Annotated in this window: 16 protein-coding genes; 9 read left to right on the top strand and 7 right to left on the bottom strand. The window is 66.0% G+C overall.

Features of this window, described 5'->3' with window-relative positions:
• Positions 1-34 precede the first annotated feature (34 nt).
• From J3P31_RS15220 to J3P31_RS15205, 4 genes are all read left to right on the top strand, one after another.
• On the top strand, positions 35-2170 hold the full coding sequence (locus J3P31_RS15220) for a calcium-binding protein (protein WP_210529346.1): 2136 nt from the start codon (positions 35-37) through the stop codon (positions 2168-2170).
• Positions 2171-2393: 223 nt separating this feature from the next.
• Positions 2394-2774 carry a rhodanese-like domain-containing protein gene (locus J3P31_RS15215; RefSeq protein ID WP_210529479.1) on the top strand — a complete coding sequence of 127 codons (381 nt, stop codon included), beginning with the start codon at positions 2394-2396 and terminating at the stop codon, positions 2772-2774.
• 291 nt (positions 2775-3065) lie between these two features.
• Positions 3066-4760, top strand: a complete 1695-nt coding sequence (locus tag J3P31_RS15210; protein ID WP_210529345.1) for a calcium-binding protein — start codon at positions 3066-3068, stop codon at positions 4758-4760.
• A gap of 97 nt (positions 4761-4857) precedes the next feature.
• Entirely contained in the window at positions 4858-5346 is a 489-nt protein-coding gene (locus J3P31_RS15205) for a GNAT family N-acetyltransferase (RefSeq protein WP_210529344.1), read from the top strand.
• 1014 nt (positions 5347-6360) lie between these two features.
• Here the strand turns inward: J3P31_RS15205 and J3P31_RS15200 are convergent.
• Entirely contained in the window at positions 6361-7614 is a 1254-nt protein-coding gene (locus J3P31_RS15200) for a calcium-binding protein (protein ID WP_210529343.1), read from the bottom strand.
• A 525-nt stretch (positions 7615-8139) separates the two neighbouring features.
• On the opposite strand from J3P31_RS15200, the gene xrtE reads away from it, so the two are divergent.
• The gene (gene xrtE / locus J3P31_RS15195) at positions 8140-9813 is read left to right on the top strand and encodes an exosortase E/protease, VPEID-CTERM system (RefSeq protein WP_210529342.1); all 1674 of its coding nucleotides are present in this window, start codon (positions 8140-8142) and stop codon (positions 9811-9813) included.
• Positions 9814-9881: 68 nt separating this feature from the next.
• Here xrtE and J3P31_RS15190 read toward each other — a convergent pair whose 3' ends face one another.
• From J3P31_RS15190 to J3P31_RS15170, 5 genes are all read right to left on the bottom strand, one after another.
• Entirely contained in the window at positions 9882-10085 is a 204-nt protein-coding gene (locus J3P31_RS15190; RefSeq protein WP_210529341.1) for a VPEID-CTERM sorting domain-containing protein, read from the bottom strand.
• Between the two features lie 241 nt (positions 10086-10326).
• Positions 10327-10719 carry an H-NS histone family protein gene (locus J3P31_RS15185; protein WP_246849561.1) on the bottom strand — a complete coding sequence of 131 codons (393 nt, stop codon included), beginning with the start codon at positions 10717-10719 and terminating at the stop codon, positions 10327-10329.
• A 624-nt stretch (positions 10720-11343) separates the two neighbouring features.
• Positions 11344-11523, bottom strand: coding sequence for a hypothetical protein (locus J3P31_RS15180; protein ID WP_210529340.1), 180 nt, complete (start codon positions 11521-11523; stop codon positions 11344-11346).
• A 309-nt stretch (positions 11524-11832) separates the two neighbouring features.
• Entirely contained in the window at positions 11833-13803 is a 1971-nt protein-coding gene (locus J3P31_RS15175) for a right-handed parallel beta-helix repeat-containing protein (RefSeq protein WP_210529339.1), read from the bottom strand.
• A 1091-nt stretch (positions 13804-14894) separates the two neighbouring features.
• Complete coding sequence (locus J3P31_RS15170; RefSeq protein ID WP_246849575.1) at positions 14895-15641, bottom strand: LuxR C-terminal-related transcriptional regulator; 747 nt, start codon at positions 15639-15641, stop codon at positions 14895-14897.
• A 586-nt stretch (positions 15642-16227) separates the two neighbouring features.
• Here J3P31_RS15170 and J3P31_RS15165 point away from each other — a divergent pair.
• Entirely contained in the window at positions 16228-16860 is a 633-nt protein-coding gene (locus J3P31_RS15165) for a NeuD/PglB/VioB family sugar acetyltransferase (protein ID WP_368373088.1), read from the top strand.
• Here J3P31_RS15165 and J3P31_RS21880 read toward each other — a convergent pair.
• Positions 16823-18157 (bottom strand): O-antigen ligase family protein, encoded by a 1335-nt coding sequence (locus J3P31_RS21880; protein ID WP_210529337.1) that lies wholly within the window; start codon positions 18155-18157, stop codon positions 16823-16825. The genes J3P31_RS15165 and J3P31_RS21880 overlap by 38 nt on opposite strands.
• 317 nt (positions 18158-18474) lie before the next feature.
• Between J3P31_RS21880 and J3P31_RS15155 the strand changes: the two genes are divergently transcribed.
• The 3 genes from J3P31_RS15155 to J3P31_RS15145 all read left to right on the top strand — a co-directional run bounded on the left by J3P31_RS15155 (position 18475) and on the right by J3P31_RS15145 (position 21904).
• Positions 18475-19728: a polysaccharide biosynthesis/export family protein gene (locus tag J3P31_RS15155; protein WP_210529336.1), complete on the top strand. Its 1254-nt coding sequence runs from the start codon at positions 18475-18477 to the stop codon at positions 19726-19728.
• A gap of 62 nt (positions 19729-19790) precedes the next feature.
• Positions 19791-20765: a glycosyltransferase family 2 protein gene (locus J3P31_RS15150; protein WP_210529335.1), complete on the top strand. Its 975-nt coding sequence runs from the start codon at positions 19791-19793 to the stop codon at positions 20763-20765.
• The gene (locus J3P31_RS15145) at positions 20762-21904 is read left to right on the top strand and encodes a glycosyltransferase family 4 protein (protein WP_210529334.1); all 1143 of its coding nucleotides are present in this window, start codon (positions 20762-20764) and stop codon (positions 21902-21904) included. Before J3P31_RS15150 ends, J3P31_RS15145 begins: the two co-directional genes overlap by 4 nt.
• Positions 21905-21997 lie beyond the last annotated feature (93 nt).

Genomic DNA, 21997 nt, shown 5'->3' with positions numbered 1-21997 from the left:
ACTTTCCCTTTTGACCAATTGGTTGAGACCTTTCATGGCAACCCTCGACTTTTCCCAATCGAAACACTGGTTCTCGATGACCGACCCCCAGTTCGTCGGCTTCAGGACCGCTCTCACGATCCAGCCCGACCTTTGGCAGTTCATCACGCCTGGCGGTCACACCGTCACGCTCCACGGCAGCGGTCTCACCTACGACGCGTCCGGGCGGGCGAAGACCGGGACTGTGACCTCCATCTCCTTCGACCTGGGCAACAACGGCTCGCCTGATGTCACGATCACCGGCATCAGCGCCCCGGCGGCGCTTCTCGACAACGGGCCAACTGACTTCTGGCGCTTCTTGGAGGGCAACGACGTACTTCTTGGTCCTGCCGTAGCGCAGGGCGCCTTGGACGCGACCATCTACATGGTCGGGGACGGCGGGGCGGCGCGGCCCGGTCGCCAAGCCGGCGGCAGTGACGTGATCCACACCGGCGACGGCCGCGTCGTCGCTTATGGTGACGTGGAAACCGTCGGCAGCCCTGTCGCTGGCACGCGGACATCGGACTACCGCGGCGGCAATGATGAGATCCTGAGCCTGGAGACCGCAAAGTTCAGGCACCTGACAGGCGACGCGGGCAGCGTTCACGCGGGAAGCAAGCTCACCGGCGGCCACGACACCATCCTGATCCGGGCCACGCTGCCGTCCTACGCCGTGGGCGATGCCCTCAGCGTCGGAGGCGCTGGCGGCACCCTGACGCAGGTGGTCGGCGGCAACGACCAGATCACGGCCGGCCTCAACTTCAACGGCAAGCTGGTCGGCGACGTACATGATCAATACGCCGACAGTCTCGTGCGGGGCGGCGCCGACACGATCCGGGGCGGCGAGCTGGGCGAGGTCATCATCGGCGACGTGTACCGCTTGGCCAGCGGAAGGCTGATCGGTGGCAACGACGCCATTGAGGGTAACGGCGGCAACGACACCATATACGGCGACAGCTACTTTGCGGATGGCTACAGCACGATCACCGGCGGCCACGATGTCATTGATGCCGGCTCGGGCGACGACGAGGTCCATGGTGACTACGGCAACGGCGGCAACGGCAACGTCGGTGGCGACGACCGGCTCACCGGTGGCAACGGCAACGACCGACTCGACGGCGACGCCGGCAACGACGTCCTCTACGGAGGCTCGGGGCTTGATGGGCTTGTCGGCGACGAGGGCGACGACGTCCTCTACGCCGGGACGCAGAGCGACTACCTCTACGCCGGATCCGGCAACGACATGCTCGACGGCGGAGCCGGGGCCGATGACATGAGGGGGGGAGCCGGCGACGACACCTACCTCGTCGACGACTTCGGCGACAAGGTGATGGAAGGCGCGAACGCCGGCACCGACACCGTGTGGTCGGCCATGTCCGGCTACACGCTCGGTGGCAATGTCGAGGATCTGATCTTCTACGGCTTGGGCGGCTTCACCGGCGTCGGCAACAGCCTTGGCAACACCATCTCGGGAGGTGCTTTGGCCGACCGGCTCCATGGCGAGGGCGGCAACGATACGCTCTTGGGCGGCGCCGGCGCGGACCTCTTGGCCGGCGGAGCGGGGATCGACACCGTGTCCTACGCCTCGGCCACCACCGGAGGGGTCGACGCCCGCCTGACCGGGAACTCGATCTACTTCGGCGGCGACGCCCTGGGGGATGTCTACGTGGGTGTCGAGAACCTCACCGGCTCCGACTTCCGGGACAACCTCCACGGCGACAACGGAGCCAACACGCTCGCCGGGGGGTTGGAGCAGGACAACCTTTATGGCTACGGCGGCGCCGACACGCTGATCGGCGGCGGCGGGGCCGACACCCTCCTGGGCGGGGAGGGCAACGACATCTTTGTCTTCACCGCCCGCAACGAGGGCCGAGACACAGTGGTCGACTTCAACCGCCTCGTCGGCAACGACGACCGGCTTGTCTTCGAGGGCGACGCCTTTGGCGGGCTCGCGGAGGGGGCGCTCGCTGCAGGCCGCTTCGTCGCCAACACCAGCGGGCTGGCGACCACTTCGAACCAGCGCTTCGTCTACGAGACCGACACTGGGGTCCTGCGCTTTGATGCCAACGGCTCGGCCGCGGGCGGAGTTACGGAGCTCGCCGTCTTCTCGGGCGGCGCGGTGATTACGGCAGCCGACGTCCTTATCGTCTGAGCGGCTGGGCGACGTCCGGCGCTCCGCCGAGTGGCCGTCGCGAGAGAGCCCGCTGGCCATCCTGACCACTCCCCTCTCCCGGAGATCCACCATGACCCCGACCGCTCACAGCCTGCCACGCCTCTGCCTGGTCGACGAGGCCGGCCACACGAAACCACACCACCAGCAGACAGGGCCCCTAAAGGGCGGCCCGAACCAACCTTCATCCTCGAAAGATCAAATCATGACCCACTCCGTTGCCACCCTTCTCGCCGACGCGGCTGCCGCTGTGCCCCGGATCGACGCTACCGAGGCGCGCCGGCTACAGGCCGAAGGCGCCCTGCTGCTCGACGTTCGCGACGCCCCCGAGCGCGCGGCCTCGGGCAGTGTTCCCGGGTCCATCCACGTCTCGCGCGGCATGCTCGAGTTTCGCGCCGATCCTGAGAGCGCCTACTTCGACGGCCGCTTCGACAAGGGGCGAGCCGTGGTTCTGTACTGCGCTTCAGGCGGAAGGTCCGCCCTCGCCGGCAAGACACTCAAAGACATGGGTTACGCCCAGGTCTTCAACCTCGGCGGCTTCAAAGACTGGGCTGCGGCCGGCGAGCCTGTTGAGCACGATCAGTAACACTCCCGAACCGAAGGCTCTCCTGCCGGCCAGGGACCCGACGGTTCCGCCGGCGGGATGGCCCAAACGTCCGCAGCGACCTCGTCGTCGGCGCCGACGGCCCAGCCCAGCCATGCAGGCCAGCACCCCTCTACGTGACCTCGGCCTGGATGACGGGCATGGCACGATCGGCACCACGGGCCCGCTGGGGCTTTCGTCACTTGCTGCGACCCGGCGGGCCGGCCGAACCGGCGGGCCTGCGCTCCTCGCCGCCTGACCTTTCCAGGTTTTCTTCGCGCATAGGACATTCTCATGACGGCTTTCCGCATTACCCCTGCCAGAAGCATCTTCACCGGCGCCGACGGCGACCACGCCTTCGACCTGGACACCCCGGGCGATGACTCGCTCACCGTCGATGCCGGCGCTTTCCTGATCGCCGCCGGCGCGAATGCCGACGGGACGCGCCTGGGTCCCACCGGCGCCTGGACTGTTGTCGTGAATGGCGCGGTCGCCTCCGACCGGAGCAGCGGGCTTGTGCTCGCGGCTGGCAACGCTGCGGTTTCGACGATCACCGTTGGCACCGAAGGCGAGGTCACCGGCAACTGGGAAGGCCTACGTCTTGAAAGCGCCTCGACGGTCACGAACCACGGCTTGATCGCGGCCACGAGCCTGGTCGGCTTCGGCATCAGCATCCTGGGGCCGGGCACCCACAGGATCACGAACACCGGGACTATTGACGCCACAATCTCGATCAGGGACAGCGGTGAGCTCAGCCACGAGCAGGTGACCAACTCGGGCACCCTCCTGGGCGCCATGCACCTCGCGGGTGGCGACGATACGATCACCAACTCCGGGCTGATCGGCGATCACGACGGGACCCACGCCATCGACCTGGGCGCCGGCACCGATAAGCTGGTGAACACCGGAACCATCGAAATCAATGTGTCCGACCACGGCGGCGGCGCCGATCGGATCGAGAACAGCGGCCTGATGGACGGCTCCATCTATCTGGCCGATGGCGGCGACACGATCATCAACACTGGCCAGATCGGGAGCCGAGTCACCGATCATGTCTCCCTCAACGGCGGCGCCGACGTGTTCACCAACTACGCCACCGTGGACGGCGTCGTGGTGAGCGGCACGGTCGTGGGCCGGATCATCCTGGGCGGCGGCAACGACCGGTTCCTGGGCGGCGCCACTGCCGAGACGGTCCAGGATGGCAACGGCGCCGACAGCGTGGCGCTCGGGGGCGGCAACGACATCTATGTTGGCCAAGGTGCTGCCATCGGCGGCGACGGCCTTGACGCCATCTCGGGCGGCACCGGCATCGACACCTATGATGCAAGCTCCGCGTTCTACTCCGCCACCGTGAACCTCGACACCGTGGTCCATGACCTGTCGCCCTACTTCCCCGGATCGAGTCGTATGGATGCCGGCTCGGCCAAGGGCAGCACCTTGGCTGGAGCGGGCGCCGACAGGATCAGCGGCTTCGAAAACGCCAAGGGCGGCAGCGGCGCCGACATCCTCTACGGCTCAGGCGGGGCCAACGTCCTCGAAGGCAATGACGGCGCCGACCACCTGCTCGGTTATGGGGGCAACGACCGGCTCGCCGGCGGGGCCGGGCTTGACAACCTAACCGGCGGCACGGGCCGCGACGTGCTGACCGGCGGCGCGGGGGCCGACTACTTCCACTTCATTGGCACGGGCGACAGCGGGACCACCTCCACCACCCGCGACCTCGTCACCGACTTCGCGGGTGGCGGCCAGGACGTGATCGCCCTCGACCGCATCGACGCCAAGGCGGGCACGACCGCAAACGACACGTTCACCTTTATCGGCACCAACGTGGGCTTCAGTGGTCGGGCGGGGGAGCTGAGGTCCGTTTGGACCGCGACAGGCCAAAGGGTGCAGGGCGATGTAAACGGCGATGGCGCCGCAGACTTCGCAATCGAGCTCACCGACGCCGCGCACGCGATCACCCTGACCGAGGCCGACTTCGTGCTCTAGTGGCCCGCCACCGGGTAGATGTCAGGCCAAACGCTCCTCGGGACCGGATGCGCGACGCCAACCCTGCCGTACAACCGGCCACCTGACAGGACCCATCATGACCTCCGACATCAACCTCATTCCGCTGACACGTGACCTGGCGCTGCGGACCGGCGAGGACCCCTGCAAGGCGGGATTGATCCTGCCCGGCAGTGACGTAGCCACGCTGGTTCGCGACGTCGCCCGTGCGCAGCTGGCGCTGTACGACCGCACCAGGACGGTGGAGCCCTGGATCGGCTATTTTGGGAGCAGCGCGGAGACCGGAGAAGTCATCGGATCTTGCAGCTTCGTTGGTCCTCCCCGCGACGGCTTCGTCGAGATCGCCTACTTCACCTTTCCCCACGCCGAGGGTCGGGGCTTCGCACGGTCCATGGCGGCGGGACTGGTCTCGCTCACGCAGTCGCACGCTCCTTTCCCGAAGGTGTTCGCTCACACGCTTCCCGAGCGCAACGCGTCCGCGTCCGTGCTCGACCGCATCGGCTTCCGGCATGTCGGGGACGCCATCGACGACGAGGTCGGACGGGTCTGGCGATGGGAAGCCTCCTAAGTAAGGTGTGCAGATGGGGTGCCCCCTCCTGCCGCTCGAACCGGGTCGGTCGAGCAGAGGTTTGGAACCGTTGACGGATCCTGAAGTGGACTGCCTGATGCAACGCTGCCAGAATTTACGTTATGCGGCTTAGCACTACCTTTTAAGGTTTTTACTCTTATCGCGGTTAACTTCGGCAAGAATTTTCTCCATCATCTTTTCCATTATTTAGCAAAGAATTGTATGGGGAATTATCCACCATGATGACAAATAAGATGATGAAATATTGAGAAAATGTGGACTGCGTTGAGGCGGATAGAGGCCGGTAGATACAGTAATCAGGTAGCCTCCTCCGCTGCCAGTTAAATTCCTGAAGGACTTCGACGTTCAGATTCAGGCGCATGCCTGTCCGGGGTCGGAGACGTCTTTCCTTGTGGTGCTGGGCCGCGGGAGGGGTGTGCCATGGCGGGCCGCGGCGCCTCTTGAGGGCCGACCGAGCTGTCCTGCATGAGCGTGGAGCCAAGGCGACCATCGCGGGCCACCTCCTTCTGGGCTGGGTGCGGACGGTGAAGCCACGTATCGGGGCTCCACGTCGCCAGCCATGAAGGAGCTGTAGCGCGCTACGCCAGACCGCTGTCCTTGGACTTGGCGATCGCCGTGTCGGGAGCAGGGGCGGGGTTGGTCTTGGGGGCGGGGCTTCATCTGGAACGTCGCGCTCGAGACGTGGGCCGCCTCTCGGCGTGTCTGCCCGCCGAGGCACCGTCTCGGCGGCCTTCGTGTCCTGAGAGGTCGAGCGATCGCCCGGATCGGGGCTTGGCTGATCCTCTCACATCGGGTCCGGCCTTATGTGACTTTGCAGCCGAGAGGTGGGGGCGTCCGATCCCGGGAGTCCTTCTCGCGCTGCTGGAGTCTCGGACCATGCCGGGCGGCAACCGCGGCTGCATGGCCTGAGCAGGGGGAGCGTGTAGATGCGTCCCTGTCAGTCCGTGACTTGATCGCCCCGACCGTGGCGAGATGACCGAGGGCCATGCAACTTCAGGAGATCAGAAGATTGCTCGCGGTCAGCCCCGTAACGCCCGTCAGGGTCAGCATGTTCTGACCGGCAGGACTGGCCTGGGCGGCGGCGCCGAGGTCGATGACCATCGAGCTGCCATCGCTCAGGATGAAGAGATCAGCGGCATCGAGAACGCCAGAACCGTCGGTGTCGAGATCGCCGAAACCAAGGCCGGTCGCGGTCAGGTCCAGTAGGTCGCCATCGGCCGCACGAAAGTCCTTGACCGTATCCTTGCCGTCCTTGGCCCCGAACACGAAGGTGTCGGCCCCACCGGTGAGACTGACGACGTATCCGGGGCTCGGCGGGGCCGCGTCGCCCCAGAGGGTGTCGTCGCCCTTGGCTCCAATCAGCGTGTCGTCGCCCCCGGCCACGACGGAGTCGGGGGCCCCCGTTGCGGAGCCGTCTCCATAGATCAGGTCCGCGCCGCTGCCTCCGTTCAGGATGTCGTTGCCGCCGGTGAGGAGACCCCGATAGCCCGCTCCGTCGGTCGTCCCATCGCCCCAGAGGGTGTCGCGACCGCTCCCTCCGAACATGGTGTCGTCACCCCCAACCAGCGTCGCGGGGCCGAAGTAGAAGACCGAGACCTGGCCGTCGCCAAAGAGCTGGTCGTTGCCTGAGCCGGCATAAAGAAGGTCGTCACCTCCCTGCATGGTCGGGTGCGCCTTGCCGTCGCCCATCAGGACGTCGTTGCCGTCCATGGCAACAAGGGTGTCATCGCCGCCGTTCAGCCGCTCTGCCTCGCCGTCGCCAAAGAGTTCGTCGTCCCCTGCGCCACCTCCGATGCGATCATCTCCGCCGTCCAGCGTCCCGCGCCCGCGCCCGAACGCGGCCCAGCCATCACCCCACACGCTGTCGTTGCCGGTCCCACCGTCCAGGATATCGTCGGCCCCGGTCAGCCGGCCCGTTGAGAACGCTGCCCCGGCTGTCCCCTCGCCACGAATGACGTCGTCCCCGGCTCCGCCCGTGATGCTGTCGGCGGCTCCGATGAGAACATAGGTCAGGCCGGATTCCGGGGAGCTTACATCGCCCTCTCCGAACAGCGTGTCGTTGCCGTCACCGCCGAAGAGCATGTCGGAGGCCCCGATCAGCGTGAAGACCGTGGGATCATCGGCCTGGACCGGCCGTCCATCTCCGAAGACCCAGTCGTCGCCCGGCAGGCCAAGGATGACGTCGCCGCCCCGCGTTCCAAAGAGCGAGTTCCCGGCGTTGGTCCCGATGATCATGTTCAGTGGCATGGTACGATCCTCCCGTCCGGATTGGCAGGCGCGAACGTCTGTTGCATGTCATGGCCCTATGACGAGTGGCCATATGCCAAGAGTATCTGCCCCGGGGACTCACCCCGTAGTGTTATCAGTTCGTCGGCAACAACCGCTCTCTTGGCCAAACGGATGCTGGTCACTCGACCAAAGCGGGTGGTCGCCAGCAACCGGATCCACCTAAGAGCATGTAGCCGGGTCCCCCGATCCGGTTGAGGCAGGGAGGGCGCAGCCCAAGGGGGCGGCGTCGCCATGGCTGTCGGTGCGGCCCGCCGGATGGATGCGGCCGATCCGGTGCGGGTGGGCGGCCGGGTCGGACATGCGCTCGACCATTCATGGGGCCGACCCTTCATCCCTCATGACACTCCGCTACCACCAATGAGCGAGGCGACGCCCAAATGGGGGATCCGCAGGCGCGATCGCCTGCGACTACACTCCCGCTGCTCGCGGTCGAGTCAGGGGATCTGCGAACCGGCCGACCGCCTGTAGGGGAGGGATGCCGCATTGGTTCCGCGCGTCAACGTCCTGGCTGGACTTCTGGCCTGCGAACTCGGTGGCCTGGTTCTGGCCTACCAGTTCCTGATCGACCTGGACTGCACGCAGGTCAGTGCCGAGTTGGCCTGCGGGGTGCTGCGCAGCCTGCTGGGCCGAGCCACGGCCGTCCTGCTGGCTCTCAGCCTGTTCGTCTGGTCCCGCCCGCCGGCGTGGCGGCAAGTGGAACTCGCGCCCGGCGCTCCTCAGGTGCCGGCCCCTGCTCCCAGGTGGGTCGCAGGCGCCTTTCACGCTGTTCCAGCCCTTTCCGGACCATCCGATGCCGTGGGACCGGCGTGGCGGTGGATGCTTCTGCATTTCGTCGGCCTGGCCCTGCTGGTTCTTCCATTGATTGGCCCGCCCGGCGCCGCATCGGTGTCATTCCTCTGGGCCTTTGCCCTGCCTTGGGTGACGGGGGCGTCGCTCGCGGCGGTTGGCGCCATGTTCTGGGCCGCGCCCCGTCGGGCCTGGGGAGATTGGCTCCGAAGGGAGGGACGCCACGCGGCGCTGGTCGGCGCCGCCGCCGCCCTCCTTCTGGACCTGACCAATCTGGTCCTGCCCCTCTGGGCCTGGATGCCGTTGAGTTCGCTCACCTTTGCTGCCGTGCAACTTTGCCTGTCGGTGTTCGGGTCGGGCATCTACCTGAGCCGCCAAGACTATATCATCGGCTTGGACGGCTTCTACGTGAACATCGGACAGGCCTGCTCTGGCCTTGAAGGTCTTCTCCTGATCACCGCCTTTGTCGTGCTCTACGGTGGCTTGTTCCGGAACAGCCTTCGCTTTCCTCATTACTGGCTTGTCATGCTGCCGCTGGGGCTGATGCTGAGCTGGACCTTCAACGTGCTCCGGATCACCGCGCTGATACTGATCGGGGCCTGGGCCTCGCCCGAACTGGCTGTCAACGGGTTCCACAGCTACGCGGGCTGGATGTTCTTCACCCTGCTTGCGCTGGCGCTGATAGGCTTGGCGCACGCGACGCCCGCCCTGCAAGCGCGGCCGGAACGACCCCTGCCGTCGATTGTGGCACCCTCCCTCCGAAAGGACTGGCTCGCAGCCCGCATCCTGCCGCTTTCGGTGTTCCTCCTCACGGGGACGGTGGGCTCCGCCCTGACGATGCACCCGGACCTGGCCTTTCCGTTCCGGGCCTTGGGCATGGCCTTGGTCCTGGGCTTCTTCTGGCCAAGCTATCGGCATCTCCGCTGGAGTCGCGATCCGGTCGTCGTGATGGCCGGCGGCCTCGTGGCCGTGCTGTGGATCCTGACCGAGCCCGAGGCCAGCGAGACGGATCTTGTGCTTGGAGAGGCCCTGTCCGGACTCGGAGGCGTGGCTCTGGCGATCTGGGTGGGGCTGCGCATCCTTGGCACGGCAGTGCTGGTGCCGATGGTCGAGGAGCTCTTCTTCCGGGGGTATCTCGTGGCCCGGTTCGACCTGGGTGGCAGGTTCGGGCAGGCCTTTGCCATCGGTGCGTCCAGCGTTCTGTTCGCCGTCCTGCACGGGCGATGGCTTGAGGCTTGGCTGGCCGGCGTGGCCTTCGCCTGGGTCATGCTTCGGCGCAACAACTTGGCGGACGCGATCGTTGCCCACGCGGTCGCGAACGGCATGATCGCGCTTTGGGCCGCATCCCGCGGCGATTGGTCGGGCCTGTGATGTCCGCCCGGCGCCGGGCCGGGCCGACCGTGGTGGTCAGACCGCCGGAGGCTGACGAGGCGGCCAGCTCAACCTTTCCGGCGCTGGCGTTCCCACATGAACAGCACAACCGTCGCCAGCGCCCCGATCGCGAGCAGGCCGGCCGAGGCATCGATCTCGGGCACGACGACGGCGCGGGGTGGCCCGCCGGCATGCCATGGCCGGTGGTGAGCATAGGCGGGCGCCGCAGCTGCAAGCGATGCGACCGCCAGGGCCAGTCTGGTCCGAATCATTGTTGAGCTCCCAACGCACTAGGCCTTACCTGCTAAGACAACTCGTTCTCCGGCGATGCATGCCCCTTCGGGGGGCGTCTTATCCATTGGACGTAGCCGAGGCGGCCGATGACCTCGGACCCCGCCAACGTCCAGCCGGGCGGGCCGTCCAAGGCAGGACTTCCCTGGCCGCAGCCCAGGCACCGTTCGGACGGGCCGAGCCAGCTCACCCATACGCTCGAGTTCGCCCTGGGGCCGTCTACTAGCGTGGTTGGGGATGGTCCTCACGCCCGGAATGGGCCTGCCAGGCCCGGAGGTCGTCGAGGCTCTTGCCGGCCTTGAGGTGCCTGACGAGCCATGCCGGCCGTCGTCCTCGCCCTGACCAGGACTTCAGGGGATCTTCAGGATTGTAGAGCCTCGATCCCAACGACTGCCGGGAAAGGGCGAGCCTCTTGCGCTCCGCTTCCTCCTGGAAATCCAGAATCTCCTGTAGGCTGAAGCCGAACTCATGGACCGCCTGGGTGACCGCGGCAATTGCGTCCTGCATATGGCGCAGCTCGTTCCTGTCCAAGGCATGCTCGACCTGCTGCTTGAGCTGCTTCAACTCTGCCCTCGACATGACGGCGATTTGCGCGGTTAGGTCAGGGTCCATCATGCATTCCATCCCGTCCATTGCGGCTTCTTCGGAGAGGTCTCCCAGAATTCATGACTGCGCATCCAAGGCGATCCCAATCAGCCCGTCATCGCGAGCAGGAGTGCGGGGCCCCGGAGCAGCAGAGTTGGTCTTGATCTGCGGCCTTGCGCGCCTCGTCCTGCAATCCGGTTCAGGGAACAGCAAGCAGGAGGCTCCGGGTCGCAAGATGAACCGGTCGGGCTGAGCGGACTACCTGACCATGAGAATGGTCGAGTTACGTTCAAAGTGGTCGTCGATTCATGGGCGAGAATAGAAGGACGGGACTGTTACAACTTTAGGTGAATCGAAGGAATATCGTTGGACGTAGCTCCAGCCGAGAACTCCATGATGTGGGGAACGCCGCTCGACCTCGGCTGGAGTGTAGCCAGCCGCCGGCAGGTTGACAGGGGGTGGCATGCCATCACTCGTCGGGCCGGCCCATCCCGGTCCGATCCTTGGGCCCCCGTTGCGCGGATCCCAGCAGCCCACCTCCGGCAGCATGGCCCTGGCCAACGCCGGACGCCCTCCCGGGACGCAGCGAAGCATCATCGCCTTCGCGGGATCGAGGCTCTTGCCAAGGGAGTGGCTGCAGGATCGGGGAGGAATTCAAGCATGCCCCGGGGCATGTGGGCCGCCTCTGGCACCCGACCGACCATTGGCCGCGACCTCGGGAACATTGAGCATGTCCACGATGACCATGCTGTCCATCTGGGACATCTCCTCGGGCGAGATGACCTGTCCCCCGTCCTCGGCCTCTGGAGACATCTCGGCTGCCGTCTGCGTCATCCTGACCTCCCGCAAAGGCCCCGCCGACCGCTCGCCGAGACCCAGGATCGCCATGAACGCGGCACAACTTGGCGGAAGCGTGTCCCGGCACGACCTCCTGCCTCTTGGGGGTGGGTTCGCAGGTCCTGACATGCTGTGGCTGGTCTTGCTCCGACTCCAACGATCAGGAACACCCCACCCCGCAGCCTGCTGACCCGCGGGGCGCGGACATGGTTCCAACGCGCATACGCCCACCGGCCGAAGGGGCCGGTGGGCGTCAGCAGTCATGGTCGGACGGTCTGTCGCGTCAGTCCGACTTGCCGGGACGACCTAGAGCATGAAGTCCGTGGCGCCGAGATGAGCCGAGTTGGCGATCTCGATCTGGAGATCGGCCCGCTTGTCGCCGTCGAGATCGGCCGAAAGGAGACCGTTGCTGTACCGAAGCTCGCCAGCATGTCCCGAGAACGCAGTCGCGGCGACGAACGTGAACGCCTGATCGCCGGCCTTGCCCGAGTCCGCATCGATCACGTGGAGATCGATGACGTCGCCCTGGTCATGGCTGAAGTCCGTGATCACGTCGCGCACGGAGCCGCGGCCCGCCTCGCCGCGAGACAGGAAGACGAACGTGTCGGCACCTTCGCCGCCGGTCAGGGCATCCTTGCCGGTCCCGCCCTGCAGCATGTCATTGCCTGCGCCTGCGGACAGAGTGTCCCAGCCCGCGTAACCGAACAGGCGATCGCTCCCGTTGCCGCCGTAGATCTTGTTGTTCCCCGCATCGCCTTCCAGCGTCTGTCCGGTCGTGGCGGCATCCTGGATGGTGACCGCGATCCCGGCCGAGGCCGTGCCCCCATGGCCATCGTTGGCCGTAAGGGTCAGTGAAACCCGCTGGTCGCTGGTGACGGCCAGGTTTGCCCCCGAGGCCACCACGAGCTGGTTGCTGCTGTTCACGGCAAAGCGCGCATCGCCGCTCACGTTGAAAACGATCCGGTCGCCATCGGGGTCGGTGGCCGAAATCTGCCCGATCACCGTGCCGGCGGCAGCTGTCTCGGAGACGGTCGTGCCTTGCAGGACGATGCTGTGGGGCGCATCGTTTGCAGACGGGCTCGGGGCCGACGTTCCCGACAGCTCATCCGCCCCGATATCGACGGTGCCGTTGGCTCGGGTCTGGCCGTCGAGGTCCTTGGCTCCAAGGCCGAAGTCGTTCGTTCCGGCGTCGACCGCCGGCGAAGTGGCCTGGAGATGGAAGTCGGTCCCCGCCTGGACGAACTTGGGATCGACCCCGAGCTTGTTGCCGTCCGCCGTCGTCGGCATCGCGTTGCCGCCGTCGGTCTTGACCGAGGCCTGGCCCGAGGTGCCGTTGTAGGTGATGTTGTTGTGCCAGACCGTGCCCTTGTTGGTGTAGCCGCCATAGGAGGTGTTATCGATCGCGGTGTTGTTCGAGTTCAGCTTCGGGTCGGCCACGGCGATGTTGTTGACCCAGGTGTTGTTGCTCGACTGCGAGTTGCTGAGCTCGCCGCGCCAGGTCCCGGTGTTCAAGGGATCCTGGTTGTTGTGATAGGCGGTGTTGTTGCGAACGGTGACGTGATCGCTCCAGGTCACCTGGATGCCCTTGCCGCCGTTCTCATAGACGAGGTTGTTCTCGACCAGGGTCGGGAACGTATAGTTCGGATGGCCGCTGGTCTGGGTGCTCTGGAAATCGTCGATGATGATGCCGTTGCCGTCGGTATGCTGGCCGCTCTTCGTGACGTTGTCGTGCGAGACGTTGTTCCGGACGATGGTGCGGAAGCCATCCGTTGCCGTGTCGCCGGTGATGTTGCGGGCCTGATAGATCGAGATGCCCGAGAACCAGCCGCTGCTGGCATTGGCGTAGGTCTCGTTGCCTTCGATGGTCATGAATTCGGACCCGTTGAACTGGATCCCCGACTCGCCGGCGTCATGAACCTTGTTGTTCAGGATCTTGACGTGATGGACGCTGTTGCCCTCGATGCCGTCGCCGCCGCCGCCCTTGATGTCGAAACCGTCGATGGCGACGTAGTTGGCGTTCACGCTGATTGCGTTCCAGGCGCCGGCCGGCGGCCGGATCAGCGCTTCGCCGGGAACCTCCGAGCGCAGGGTGATGTAGCCCGCTGAGGACCCGTCCCGGTCGATCGAGATGCTCTCGTTGTAGGTGCCGGGCCGCACCACCACGTCATCGCCTGGCTTGAGGTTGGATTGCATGGCAAAATTGATGCTGCGCCAGGGCGACGTCGAGGTTCCGGTTCCGCTGTTGCTGCCGGTCGTGGATACATAGTAGGTCGTCATTGCTTCTGTCCTTTCCGTACGCGCCATGTTATGGACAGCGCGTTACCGTTCCGCCGTGGGGGCACGGCGGGAGCTGAGGTTTGTCGTGGTTGTTTCTCTTCAGGCGTTCCCGTTCCCGGGCCCGCCAAGATCAGCAGTGCGTGAATTGAGTCATGGCTTTGAGACCCCGGAGAGACGGGGACTGGTCACAAATGTGGTTGAGATTGGACTCCGAGACTGCAGGCGAGACCTTGCCGACGATGGAACATCGACTGGCTGTTCTCCGCGCAGTGGGCATGTCATAGGCCCGCCCGGCCCGGGGCGGCCTGGGAACTTGGCTTGCTATTGATCCTGTGCTGAACGTCGGACCAGGCGCTGCTAAAGCGGATCGGCGCAGGGAGCAAACCGAGACTCGGCGGGCAAGCGGTTCCGTGCTTGCCCCCGGCCGCCAAATGGCGGCTCTTTGCCATTTGCCGCCCCAAGAGCCGGTTGCCAGGTCCTGGAGGCCGGTTCTGACGTGAAGTCACGGTCCACAGCGTCCGGATCCGGACCGGCTCGATGCTCAGCCGACCTCAGCGCGAGAGAGCGCCAGGGCGGCTGGGGGGCACCTGACGCGCTGCCAGTGGCCCGGACGCGGTTCCTGCCTTGGTGGGTCTGGGTAAGGTTCAGAAGCTGCCCAGGGCCTTCGGCGTGTTCGAAACGTCTGGTCCCGCGATGGTGCAGGTGAGCTTCGAGCCCGGGAGAGGCCATCTCGCCCGGGGCGAGCTCAAGGCTCAAGGGGCGGCAGCAATCCGACGGGGCAGGAATCTGTCCGGGGGAGGGTTCGCCTCGAGAACGAGCCAGCAGGGCCGCAGGAGCGGAGCGCCTGCGGCTGGTGGGCTGCGATGGGACGACGGGTCGTCGAGGATCGCCACCATTGTCATCGGCGGCGCAAGAACGGCGTGCCGCCGCGCGGCGCCAAGGCAGGGCCGCGGATCGGAAGCGGGAGCAACCGTCAGGGGCCTGGCCCGCCCAGGGATGCCGGACAGGGCCGCCACCTGTCCGCAACGGTACCCCTGCCCAAGCCGGCACTCCCTGGTGCAACGGACCTGGCTGCGTCCCGCGGCGCGGGATCAGCCATCGTTGCCGAAGCAGACGGTGTTCAGCTTGAAGGCGGCCTCGGTCCGGTTCGACGCGCGCAGCTTCTTCATGATCGTCCGGATATGCACCTTCACCGTGCTTTCGCAGAGATTCAGCTCATAGGCGATGGTCTTGTTGGACTTGCCGCGCCGGAGCGCCTCGCAGACCGCGAGCTGGCGCTCGGTGAACTGCCCGAACTGCTCGGCGCTGGGCTGCGGGCTGCTGATGAAGGCGCTTCTGAGCGCCTGAAGGCTGGTCATGGGAAGGAAGACCCCGTGACCGAGCGACATCCGGGTGGCTTCCACGATCGTCTCGATGCCGACCGTAGAAGGGAGATAGCCTCGCGCGCCGCTGTCGAAGGCCTTTATCATCTCGCGGATGTCCTCGGACTCTCCGATCACCATCACCGGGATGTCCCCCGCCTCCTTGGTGAGACGTGCGATCTTCTCGGCGAAAGCGGCCTCTGAAAGCGTGTTGTGTCCGGCCCGATACAGGATGACCCTGGTGTCGGGCGCGCTGCCGGCCCGTAGCCACGCGTCGACCGAGTCGTAGCCGAGGGCTGGCACGTCGGGCGACGCCAGGCCGATCGCCCTGACCAGGCATTCCCGGTCCAGGGTCCTGTGATCGATGACAGCCACAACTCCCGCCTCGTCCGCCAGTGCGGGAGCCGGCGTGGCAGCGGCCCGGACGGCCTCGCCAACCTCGTGCTGGGAGGATCTCATGAAGTTCTTGGCGCTCATGTTACTCACGACACACATCCTTTCACCGATGAGCAAACTGCGGGCGGCCTGCGCCATCATTCCCGAATAAGGCTGCCGATTGCTCTCCGAACTTTGAGCATTCCTAAAGAAGCGATAGCTTTGGTATGACATCGAAGGTGTTCGGACATCGCATATTGGCCGACCAGGATGTCCAGGTTCAGACTGCACATATCGGATGAGAGCAGTTTTCCATGATGCTCCAATCCGCTCGGACTTCTCAGGCTCGAAAAGCCGACGATCGCATAAACGGGTTAGATTGCCCTACATGTCATGCTCTAATGATTACCCCCATCAGTCAAGAGGCTTAAGGCGGTAACGCCACAATTTAGACGCAATTCAACCAAAGATTGCAAATCTGCTCGCTTGGGACGTCCTCGTAGGGCAGCATATAAGAGATAGCGTCGCGAATGGGGTATCGGCCCTTGGCCGGGCGGGAGTTCGCGTTGGAATGCCGCCAAATAGTTTTATTATCCCTTGGTGGCGCCAACCCGTGTGACTAGGATGGGTCGAACGCGTTTGTATGGTGCTGATACAACCTGACTTGTCGAGCGTCCAAGAGGGAAACGTGCAAAAGCCTGCGCTGGTCGTGGTGGGTCTTAGCGGAAATACACTTGATGCCCTTTCCGCAATCGAAGCGTCGTTTCGCCTTGTTGCGGTTCTTGACGATAAACCCAGGCTCGAGCGCCAGGAATTCGAAGGCGCTCCGATTTTGCCCCTGACCGCGCTGGTTGATTTTCCTGAAGCGCGTGTCCTTTGCCTGATCGGTTCCGAACGTTCGTTTCGCCAGCGCGCTCAGATCATCAGCCGGCTAGGCTGCCCGGATTCGCGCTTCGCCACCGTCATCCACCCCTCGGCCCACGTCTCGCGCCTGGCCCGCATCGGAGCGGGGTCGGTGATCCTGGCCGGCGCTCAGATCGTATCCAACGCCGTCGTCGGACGGCACGTGATCATGCTGCCCCAGAGCGTGGTCCATCACGACGCGTCGATCGGCGACAACAGCCTCATCGGAACGGGCGCCATCATCGCCGGGAGCGTTCGTGTCGGGGAGGGATGCTATCTTGGCAGCGGGTCGACCATCAAGAATGGCGTAGCGGTGGGGAACGGAGCGCTGGTTGGCATGGCCGCCAATGTGCTCCGCGATGTTCCCTCGGGCGCGACCGTCATCGGAAACCCGGCCCGGATCCTACGGACCGGGTAGCGGCCCCGACCAGGTGCGGCAGGCCCGCGGGCGCTGGGCGGAGCGTCGGGGCGTGAACGGCGAACATGAGGACCGCAGTGGCGAACAGCGTCCATGGAAAGGCGCCTGGGTCCAGGAAGACGCTTTCCGTCAGGTTCATGAACAGGAAGACCCCGGCGAGCACGTTGAGCCAGAGCCAGCTCTCGTCCGGGCGAGCCAGATTGAGGCGGGTGCCCTGCGTCAGCGCGCGCACGACCATGACTGCCAGCAGGATCAGGCCCAGCAGCCCGAGGGACAGCATGATGTCGCGGTAGCCGTTGTGGGAATGAGGCGCCTGCCAGCCGATCCGGCTCCAGATCTCCCAGGCGGCGTCGTTGCCTTCGGTCCAGAAGGCCTCATAGCCAAAGCCCAGCAGCAGGTGATGTGCGATCTCGTGGTCGACCAGCCGCCAGAGCGGAACGCGTCCGGTGAGGGTGGCGTCCTTGCCCAGCGCTTCCAGCATCGGCACCAGGAAGCTGCCAAGGAAGATCAGGAGGAGGCCGACCAGCTGGAGAAAGACCAGAACGGTGACGGTGCGCCCCAGTCCGCGATGACGCGCCAGCACGATGTGAAAGATCGCGATGACCAGTCCCAGCCCGACAGAAAGAAGCCCGGTGGCCGAGCCCGACAGCAACAGGCAAGCGAGGCTCGCAACGAGCAGCAGAGCGCCCAGGCGCGCCAGTCGCCTGTCTCGATCGCGCATCATCGCGGCCGCGATGATGCAGCAGTGCGTCGCCGCCCAGCCCAGCACGTTCTTGTGGAGGAAGATGCCCCGGAGCTCGGGCTCGCTTGGCATGAATGCCCGTCCGGGCATGACCGCGATCATGCCGAGACTCAGCGCCATGCAGGCCCCCAGGACCGCGCCAGCCAGGATGAGAAGCTGACGCGGTGTGAAGCGGATGGCGATGAAGACAGGAAGGAGCATGCTCAGGCCCAAGCTGATCGCGGATTTCAGCGTGCTTGAGGGACTGATCGACCATATGACGGACACAAAGGGCAGCGCGATCAGGGCCGCCATGTGCAGGCCACGACCCGCCGCCTTGAGCGCCTGCCGATAGTGCGCGGCCAACAGGATGGCCGAGAGCCCCGCGGCCAGCAGCGTGACGAGACGGAGAAGCGACCGCGCGTGGCCGTCAAGGCTTCCATCCGGGGATGACAGCAGAAGCGGAAAGATCGCGCCCGACTGCAGGAGGAGCACCATGCCCGCGCCCCACCACTCCAGCCGCCGGACGCGGTCCCCCGGCGACGCCCGAGGCCTGGCCCCGGCGAGCGCTGTCACGGCCGCCCCCGGACACGCTGCCGGGACCCGGGCCCGGGACGTATCGGGCCTGCCGATCGGACCGGAGCGGGCAGGGGTGGCGTGAGGAGGCCGGAGGTCATGGACCGATCCTGTCCTACTCAGGACTTGGGGCCAACCCGATCAGCGGTGGGCGGGCTCAGCCGTTCGGCCGAGGGATCTTACCTCCTTCGGGGTAGGGGCCCACCCTTGGGGTGGGAATCCGCCGCGCGCCCATGAGGATGGGCGGCTTGATAGGACCGAACAGCCGGGCCGATGCTTCGCCGTGACGCACGGTGGTCACCCTACGGGAGCTCGGAATGGAAGGACGCGTGGAGGACCGTACGGCCCGGCGGGCTGGGCCCGCGGCAGGAATGCGGGCGGTTCGCATCCTGAAAGGACTCCTCTACCTTCTGGTCTCGATCGGCGTGGTCCCCTGCGCCTGGGCCGCGATGACGATCGGGCCGGGCGATGTTCTCCGGGTGTCCATCCTGGAAGATGCCCAGCTCAGCCGCGAGGCGCCGGTCAGCGTGGACGGCACCATCGTGCTGCCCCGGCTCGGGGAGATCGAGGTCGCCGGCCAGGTCCTGTCGGATGTCCGCGCGGCGATCGAGGAGGCCCTGCGCGATCAGGGAATCCTGCGCTCTCCCACGGTGCTCGTGGAGTTCGCCAGCTACAGGCCCTTCTATGTCGGAGGGGCCGTGGCCCATCCCGGCGCCATTGCCTTCGAGCCGGGTCTGACGGTGCGGCATGCCCTGATTCTGGCTGGGGGCCTTGATGCCACCGAAGGGCGCGGCCCAGCCACGCTTCAGGACGTCGATGACCTGAGGGTGAGGATGCAGGTCGGCTCCTACCAGCTCCTGCAGATCGATAGCCTGATTGCGCGACTTCGTGCGGAACTCGCGAACAGGCCCGAGACGGACGCGGCCGCGCCCGATCCAGGTCTCGTGCCCGAGGAGGAGGCCCGGAGCCTCCTGGCGCTCGATGCCGACCTGCTCGACACCCGCTTGGCGGCACGCGGCGCCAATGAGCAGCACCTGCGGAGAGCCCTGTCGCTCGTGGAGGCGGAGATCGACATCCTGCAACGGCAGGCCGAGCTTCAGGAAGGCGAGCAGGATCTTCAGCAGCAGGAGTTGGAGAGCGCGAGATCGCTCGTCGACCGTGGACGAATGCCGCGCTCGCAGCTTCAGGCCCTCCAGCGCGAGGCATCCCAGCTTTCCCGCGATCTCCTGGAGAACCGCTCGTTCACAGCCCGGGCCGAGCAGGAGCGGGCCGCCACGGAGCACCAGCTGGAGGCCGCCACGACGGACCGCGTGATCCAGATTCAGGAAGAGCTGCGGGCGGCGATGCTGGAGCGCGCCAGGCTCTCGGCCGACATCGAGTCCATGCGCGACCGCATGTACAACTTGGGTTTGGCGCTGGGGGCGCAAGACTTGGCTGCCCGCCCGGACCGCATCATCCTGATCCACCGCCGGGCCGCATCAGGCTTCGAGGAGATCGCCGCCGAGATGGAAACCGAGATCCTGCCGGGCGACGTCCTTGAGGTGAGCCTTCCACATCCGCCTCAGGGCTGAGAGGCCCGACGCACCCGCGAACCCCACCTTCGAAACCCGGCCGACCTTAGCTCAGGGCGATCATGCCTCCTTCGATCAGTGTCGTCATCAACAACTACAATTATGGGACCTACCTTGGCAGCGCGATCGAAAGTGCCTTGGGGCAGGACTATGACGGCATCGTTCAGACCATCGTGGTGGACGACGGCTCAACGGACCACTCGCGGCAGGTCCTGAGCCAATACGCCGGTCGCATCACCGCGGTTCTCAAGGAGAACGGCGGCCAGGCAAGCGCTCTCAACGCCGGCGTGAGAGCCAGTTCGGGGGACATCCTGTGCTTCCTGGATGCCGACGACTGGTGGGCGCCCGGCAAGCTGACCTCTGTCGTCGCCGAATTCCGGTCTGACCCGCGCTGCTCACTGGTCTACCACCGGCTGCAGCCCGTCCGGGCCGATGGAACACCGACGCTGAAACCGATTCCGCGGACGCTCTGCCGGGGCGATCTGCAGCGGCGGCTGGAACGCTCCGCGGGGTGGTGGCCCTTTCCGATGACGTCGGCCGTGGCTGTTCGCCGGGCGGCCTGGGAGGCCGCCGGCGACATTCCGGAGACGTTCCGTATCTCGGCCGACGCCTGGCTGGTCGGCATCTATCCGTTCCTTGGCCGGGTCGCGGCGAGTCCGGACAGCCTCGGTTTCTATCGGCTGCACCAAAATCACTGGTATCGGGAAACGGATGACGCGGCGATGCTGCAACGGCGGATGGCACACTGGGCGTCGACCGTGGAGGCGACGAACACGTTCCTGGCCCACCGGGGCGGGACCGGGCGATTGTCGATCGACGATCATTTGCCCTATCAGGTCGCACGCGCCCGGCTCCAAGGAGCCGACCTGCGGGCCTGTGTCCGCCTGACCCTCAAAGGGCTGACCTTCGGGGGCGAGCCGAACCACCTTCGCCGGGCCCGGGATGTGGCGCGCGCGTTGGCAGCCTTCAGGGCCGGGGCCTTGATGGAGAGAGAGGCCCGGGCCGGAGCCGACAGGGCGCGGGCGGGACATCCATGAAAATCCTCCTGCTGGTCTCCGAACTGGAGGATTACACGGTCGCCTTCGCCAACGGCTTGGCTGGGCGGGGGCAGGTGGTGCTCTGCGTCCCGCGGAGGCGCTACGAACGGATGGTGCGCTGGCTCGATCCGTCCATAGACGTGCGGCTCCTCGAATGGCCCCGGCACCGCAGCCCGAGCAACGTCCGCTTCCTGATCGCACTGACGCGCCTGATCCGCAGGGAGCGGCCCCACATCATCCACCTTCTCAGCAACAACGTCCTGTGGCTGAACCTCACGATGCCGTTCTGGCGGCCTGTTCCCATCGTGACCACCGTTCATGACGTGGAGGTCCATCCCGGCGACCGGGACACGAAGAGCCTTCCCTCCTGGTCCACGCAACTGGCCGTGCGCCAGTCCGATGCGATCGTCGTGCATGGGGAGGGGCTGCGGCGTCATGCGGCCAAGCGCTTCGGACGGCCCATGGACGACATTCACGTCCTTTCGCACCCCGCCATCGGCCGCTACGTCGAGCTGGCCCGGTCCGAGGGGCTGGAGCCTCGGGCCGACGACGGATCGTTCACGTTGCTGATGTTCGGTCGGATCTTTGCCTACAAGGGGCTCGATCTCCTGTTGAGGGCTGAAGCGGCGCTCGGTGGCCGAGTTCCCGGGCTTCGCGTCGTCGTTGCAGGGCGGGGCGACGACCCTTGGGCGCTGCGCGATCTGATGGGCGATCCCGGCCGGTACGACATCCGCAGCCGCTTCATCGAAGACCGCGAGGTGGCCGAGCTGTTCCTGAACGCGAGCGCCGTGGCGCTGCCCTACGCGGAAGCCTCCCAGAGCGGGGTGCTCAATCTCGCGGCCGCCTTCGGCCGCCCGGTCATCGCCACCGATGTGGGAGAGATCGGCGCCACGGTCCAGGCGCATCGGGTCGGGCTCGTGGTTCCCCCCGGGAGCCCTCAGGCCATGGCCGACGCGATCGCCCGGCTGGCGGAGGACGCAGCGGCCCGCAGCGAATACGGCCGGAACGCGCGCCGCTGGGCCGAGGGTCCCAATGCGCCCGCAGCGATCGGCGCACGCGCGCTGACCATCTACGACGGCATCCTCCGAAAACAAAAGGAGGCCTACGTCGAAAGGATGTACTCTTCGCCAGGTGGTTGAGTTGAGTGGCGCCGCCAGGCGCGGCACTGAAGACGTGCTGGGGCTGGCCGCGTTCGAAGGTGCCCCGGCGAAGATCCAGGCGAAGGACCCCGG

Origin of the sequence: Rubellimicrobium arenae (assembly GCF_017916275.1) — a bacterium.
In the GTDB taxonomy this organism is placed as follows: domain Bacteria; phylum Pseudomonadota; class Alphaproteobacteria; order Rhodobacterales; family Rhodobacteraceae; genus Rubellimicrobium; species Rubellimicrobium arenae.
This window is presented reverse-complemented; position numbering and strand designations above follow the sequence as displayed.

Bases quoted from the DNA above. Each gene is read 5' to 3' on its own strand.
- J3P31_RS15220 (WP_210529346.1), top strand. From the start codon at position 35: ATGGCAACCCTCGACTTTTCCCAATCGAAACACTGGTTCTCGATGACC.
- J3P31_RS15215 (WP_210529479.1), top strand. From the start codon at position 2,394: ATGACCCACTCCGTTGCCACCCTTCTCGCCGACGCGGCTGCCGCTGTG.
- J3P31_RS15210 (WP_210529345.1), top strand. From the start codon at position 3,066: ATGACGGCTTTCCGCATTACCCCTGCCAGAAGCATCTTCACCGGCGCC.
- J3P31_RS15205 (WP_210529344.1), top strand. From the start codon at position 4,858: ATGACCTCCGACATCAACCTCATTCCGCTGACACGTGACCTGGCGCTG.
- J3P31_RS15200 (WP_210529343.1), bottom strand. From the start codon at position 7,614: ATGCCACTGAACATGATCATCGGGACCAACGCCGGGAACTCGCTCTTT.
- J3P31_RS15190 (WP_210529341.1), bottom strand. From the start codon at position 10,085: ATGATTCGGACCAGACTGGCCCTGGCGGTCGCATCGCTTGCAGCTGCG.
- J3P31_RS15185 (WP_246849561.1), bottom strand. From the start codon at position 10,719: ATGATGGACCCTGACCTAACCGCGCAAATCGCCGTCATGTCGAGGGCA.
- J3P31_RS15180 (WP_210529340.1), bottom strand. From the start codon at position 11,523: ATGACGCAGACGGCAGCCGAGATGTCTCCAGAGGCCGAGGACGGGGGA.
- J3P31_RS15175 (WP_210529339.1), bottom strand. From the start codon at position 13,803: ATGACGACCTACTATGTATCCACGACCGGCAGCAACAGCGGAACCGGA.
- J3P31_RS15170 (WP_246849575.1), bottom strand. From the start codon at position 15,641: ATGAGCGCCAAGAACTTCATGAGATCCTCCCAGCACGAGGTTGGCGAG.
- J3P31_RS15155 (WP_210529336.1), top strand. From the start codon at position 18,475: ATGGAAGGACGCGTGGAGGACCGTACGGCCCGGCGGGCTGGGCCCGCG.
- J3P31_RS15150 (WP_210529335.1), top strand. From the start codon at position 19,791: ATGCCTCCTTCGATCAGTGTCGTCATCAACAACTACAATTATGGGACC.
- J3P31_RS15145 (WP_210529334.1), top strand. From the start codon at position 20,762: ATGAAAATCCTCCTGCTGGTCTCCGAACTGGAGGATTACACGGTCGCC.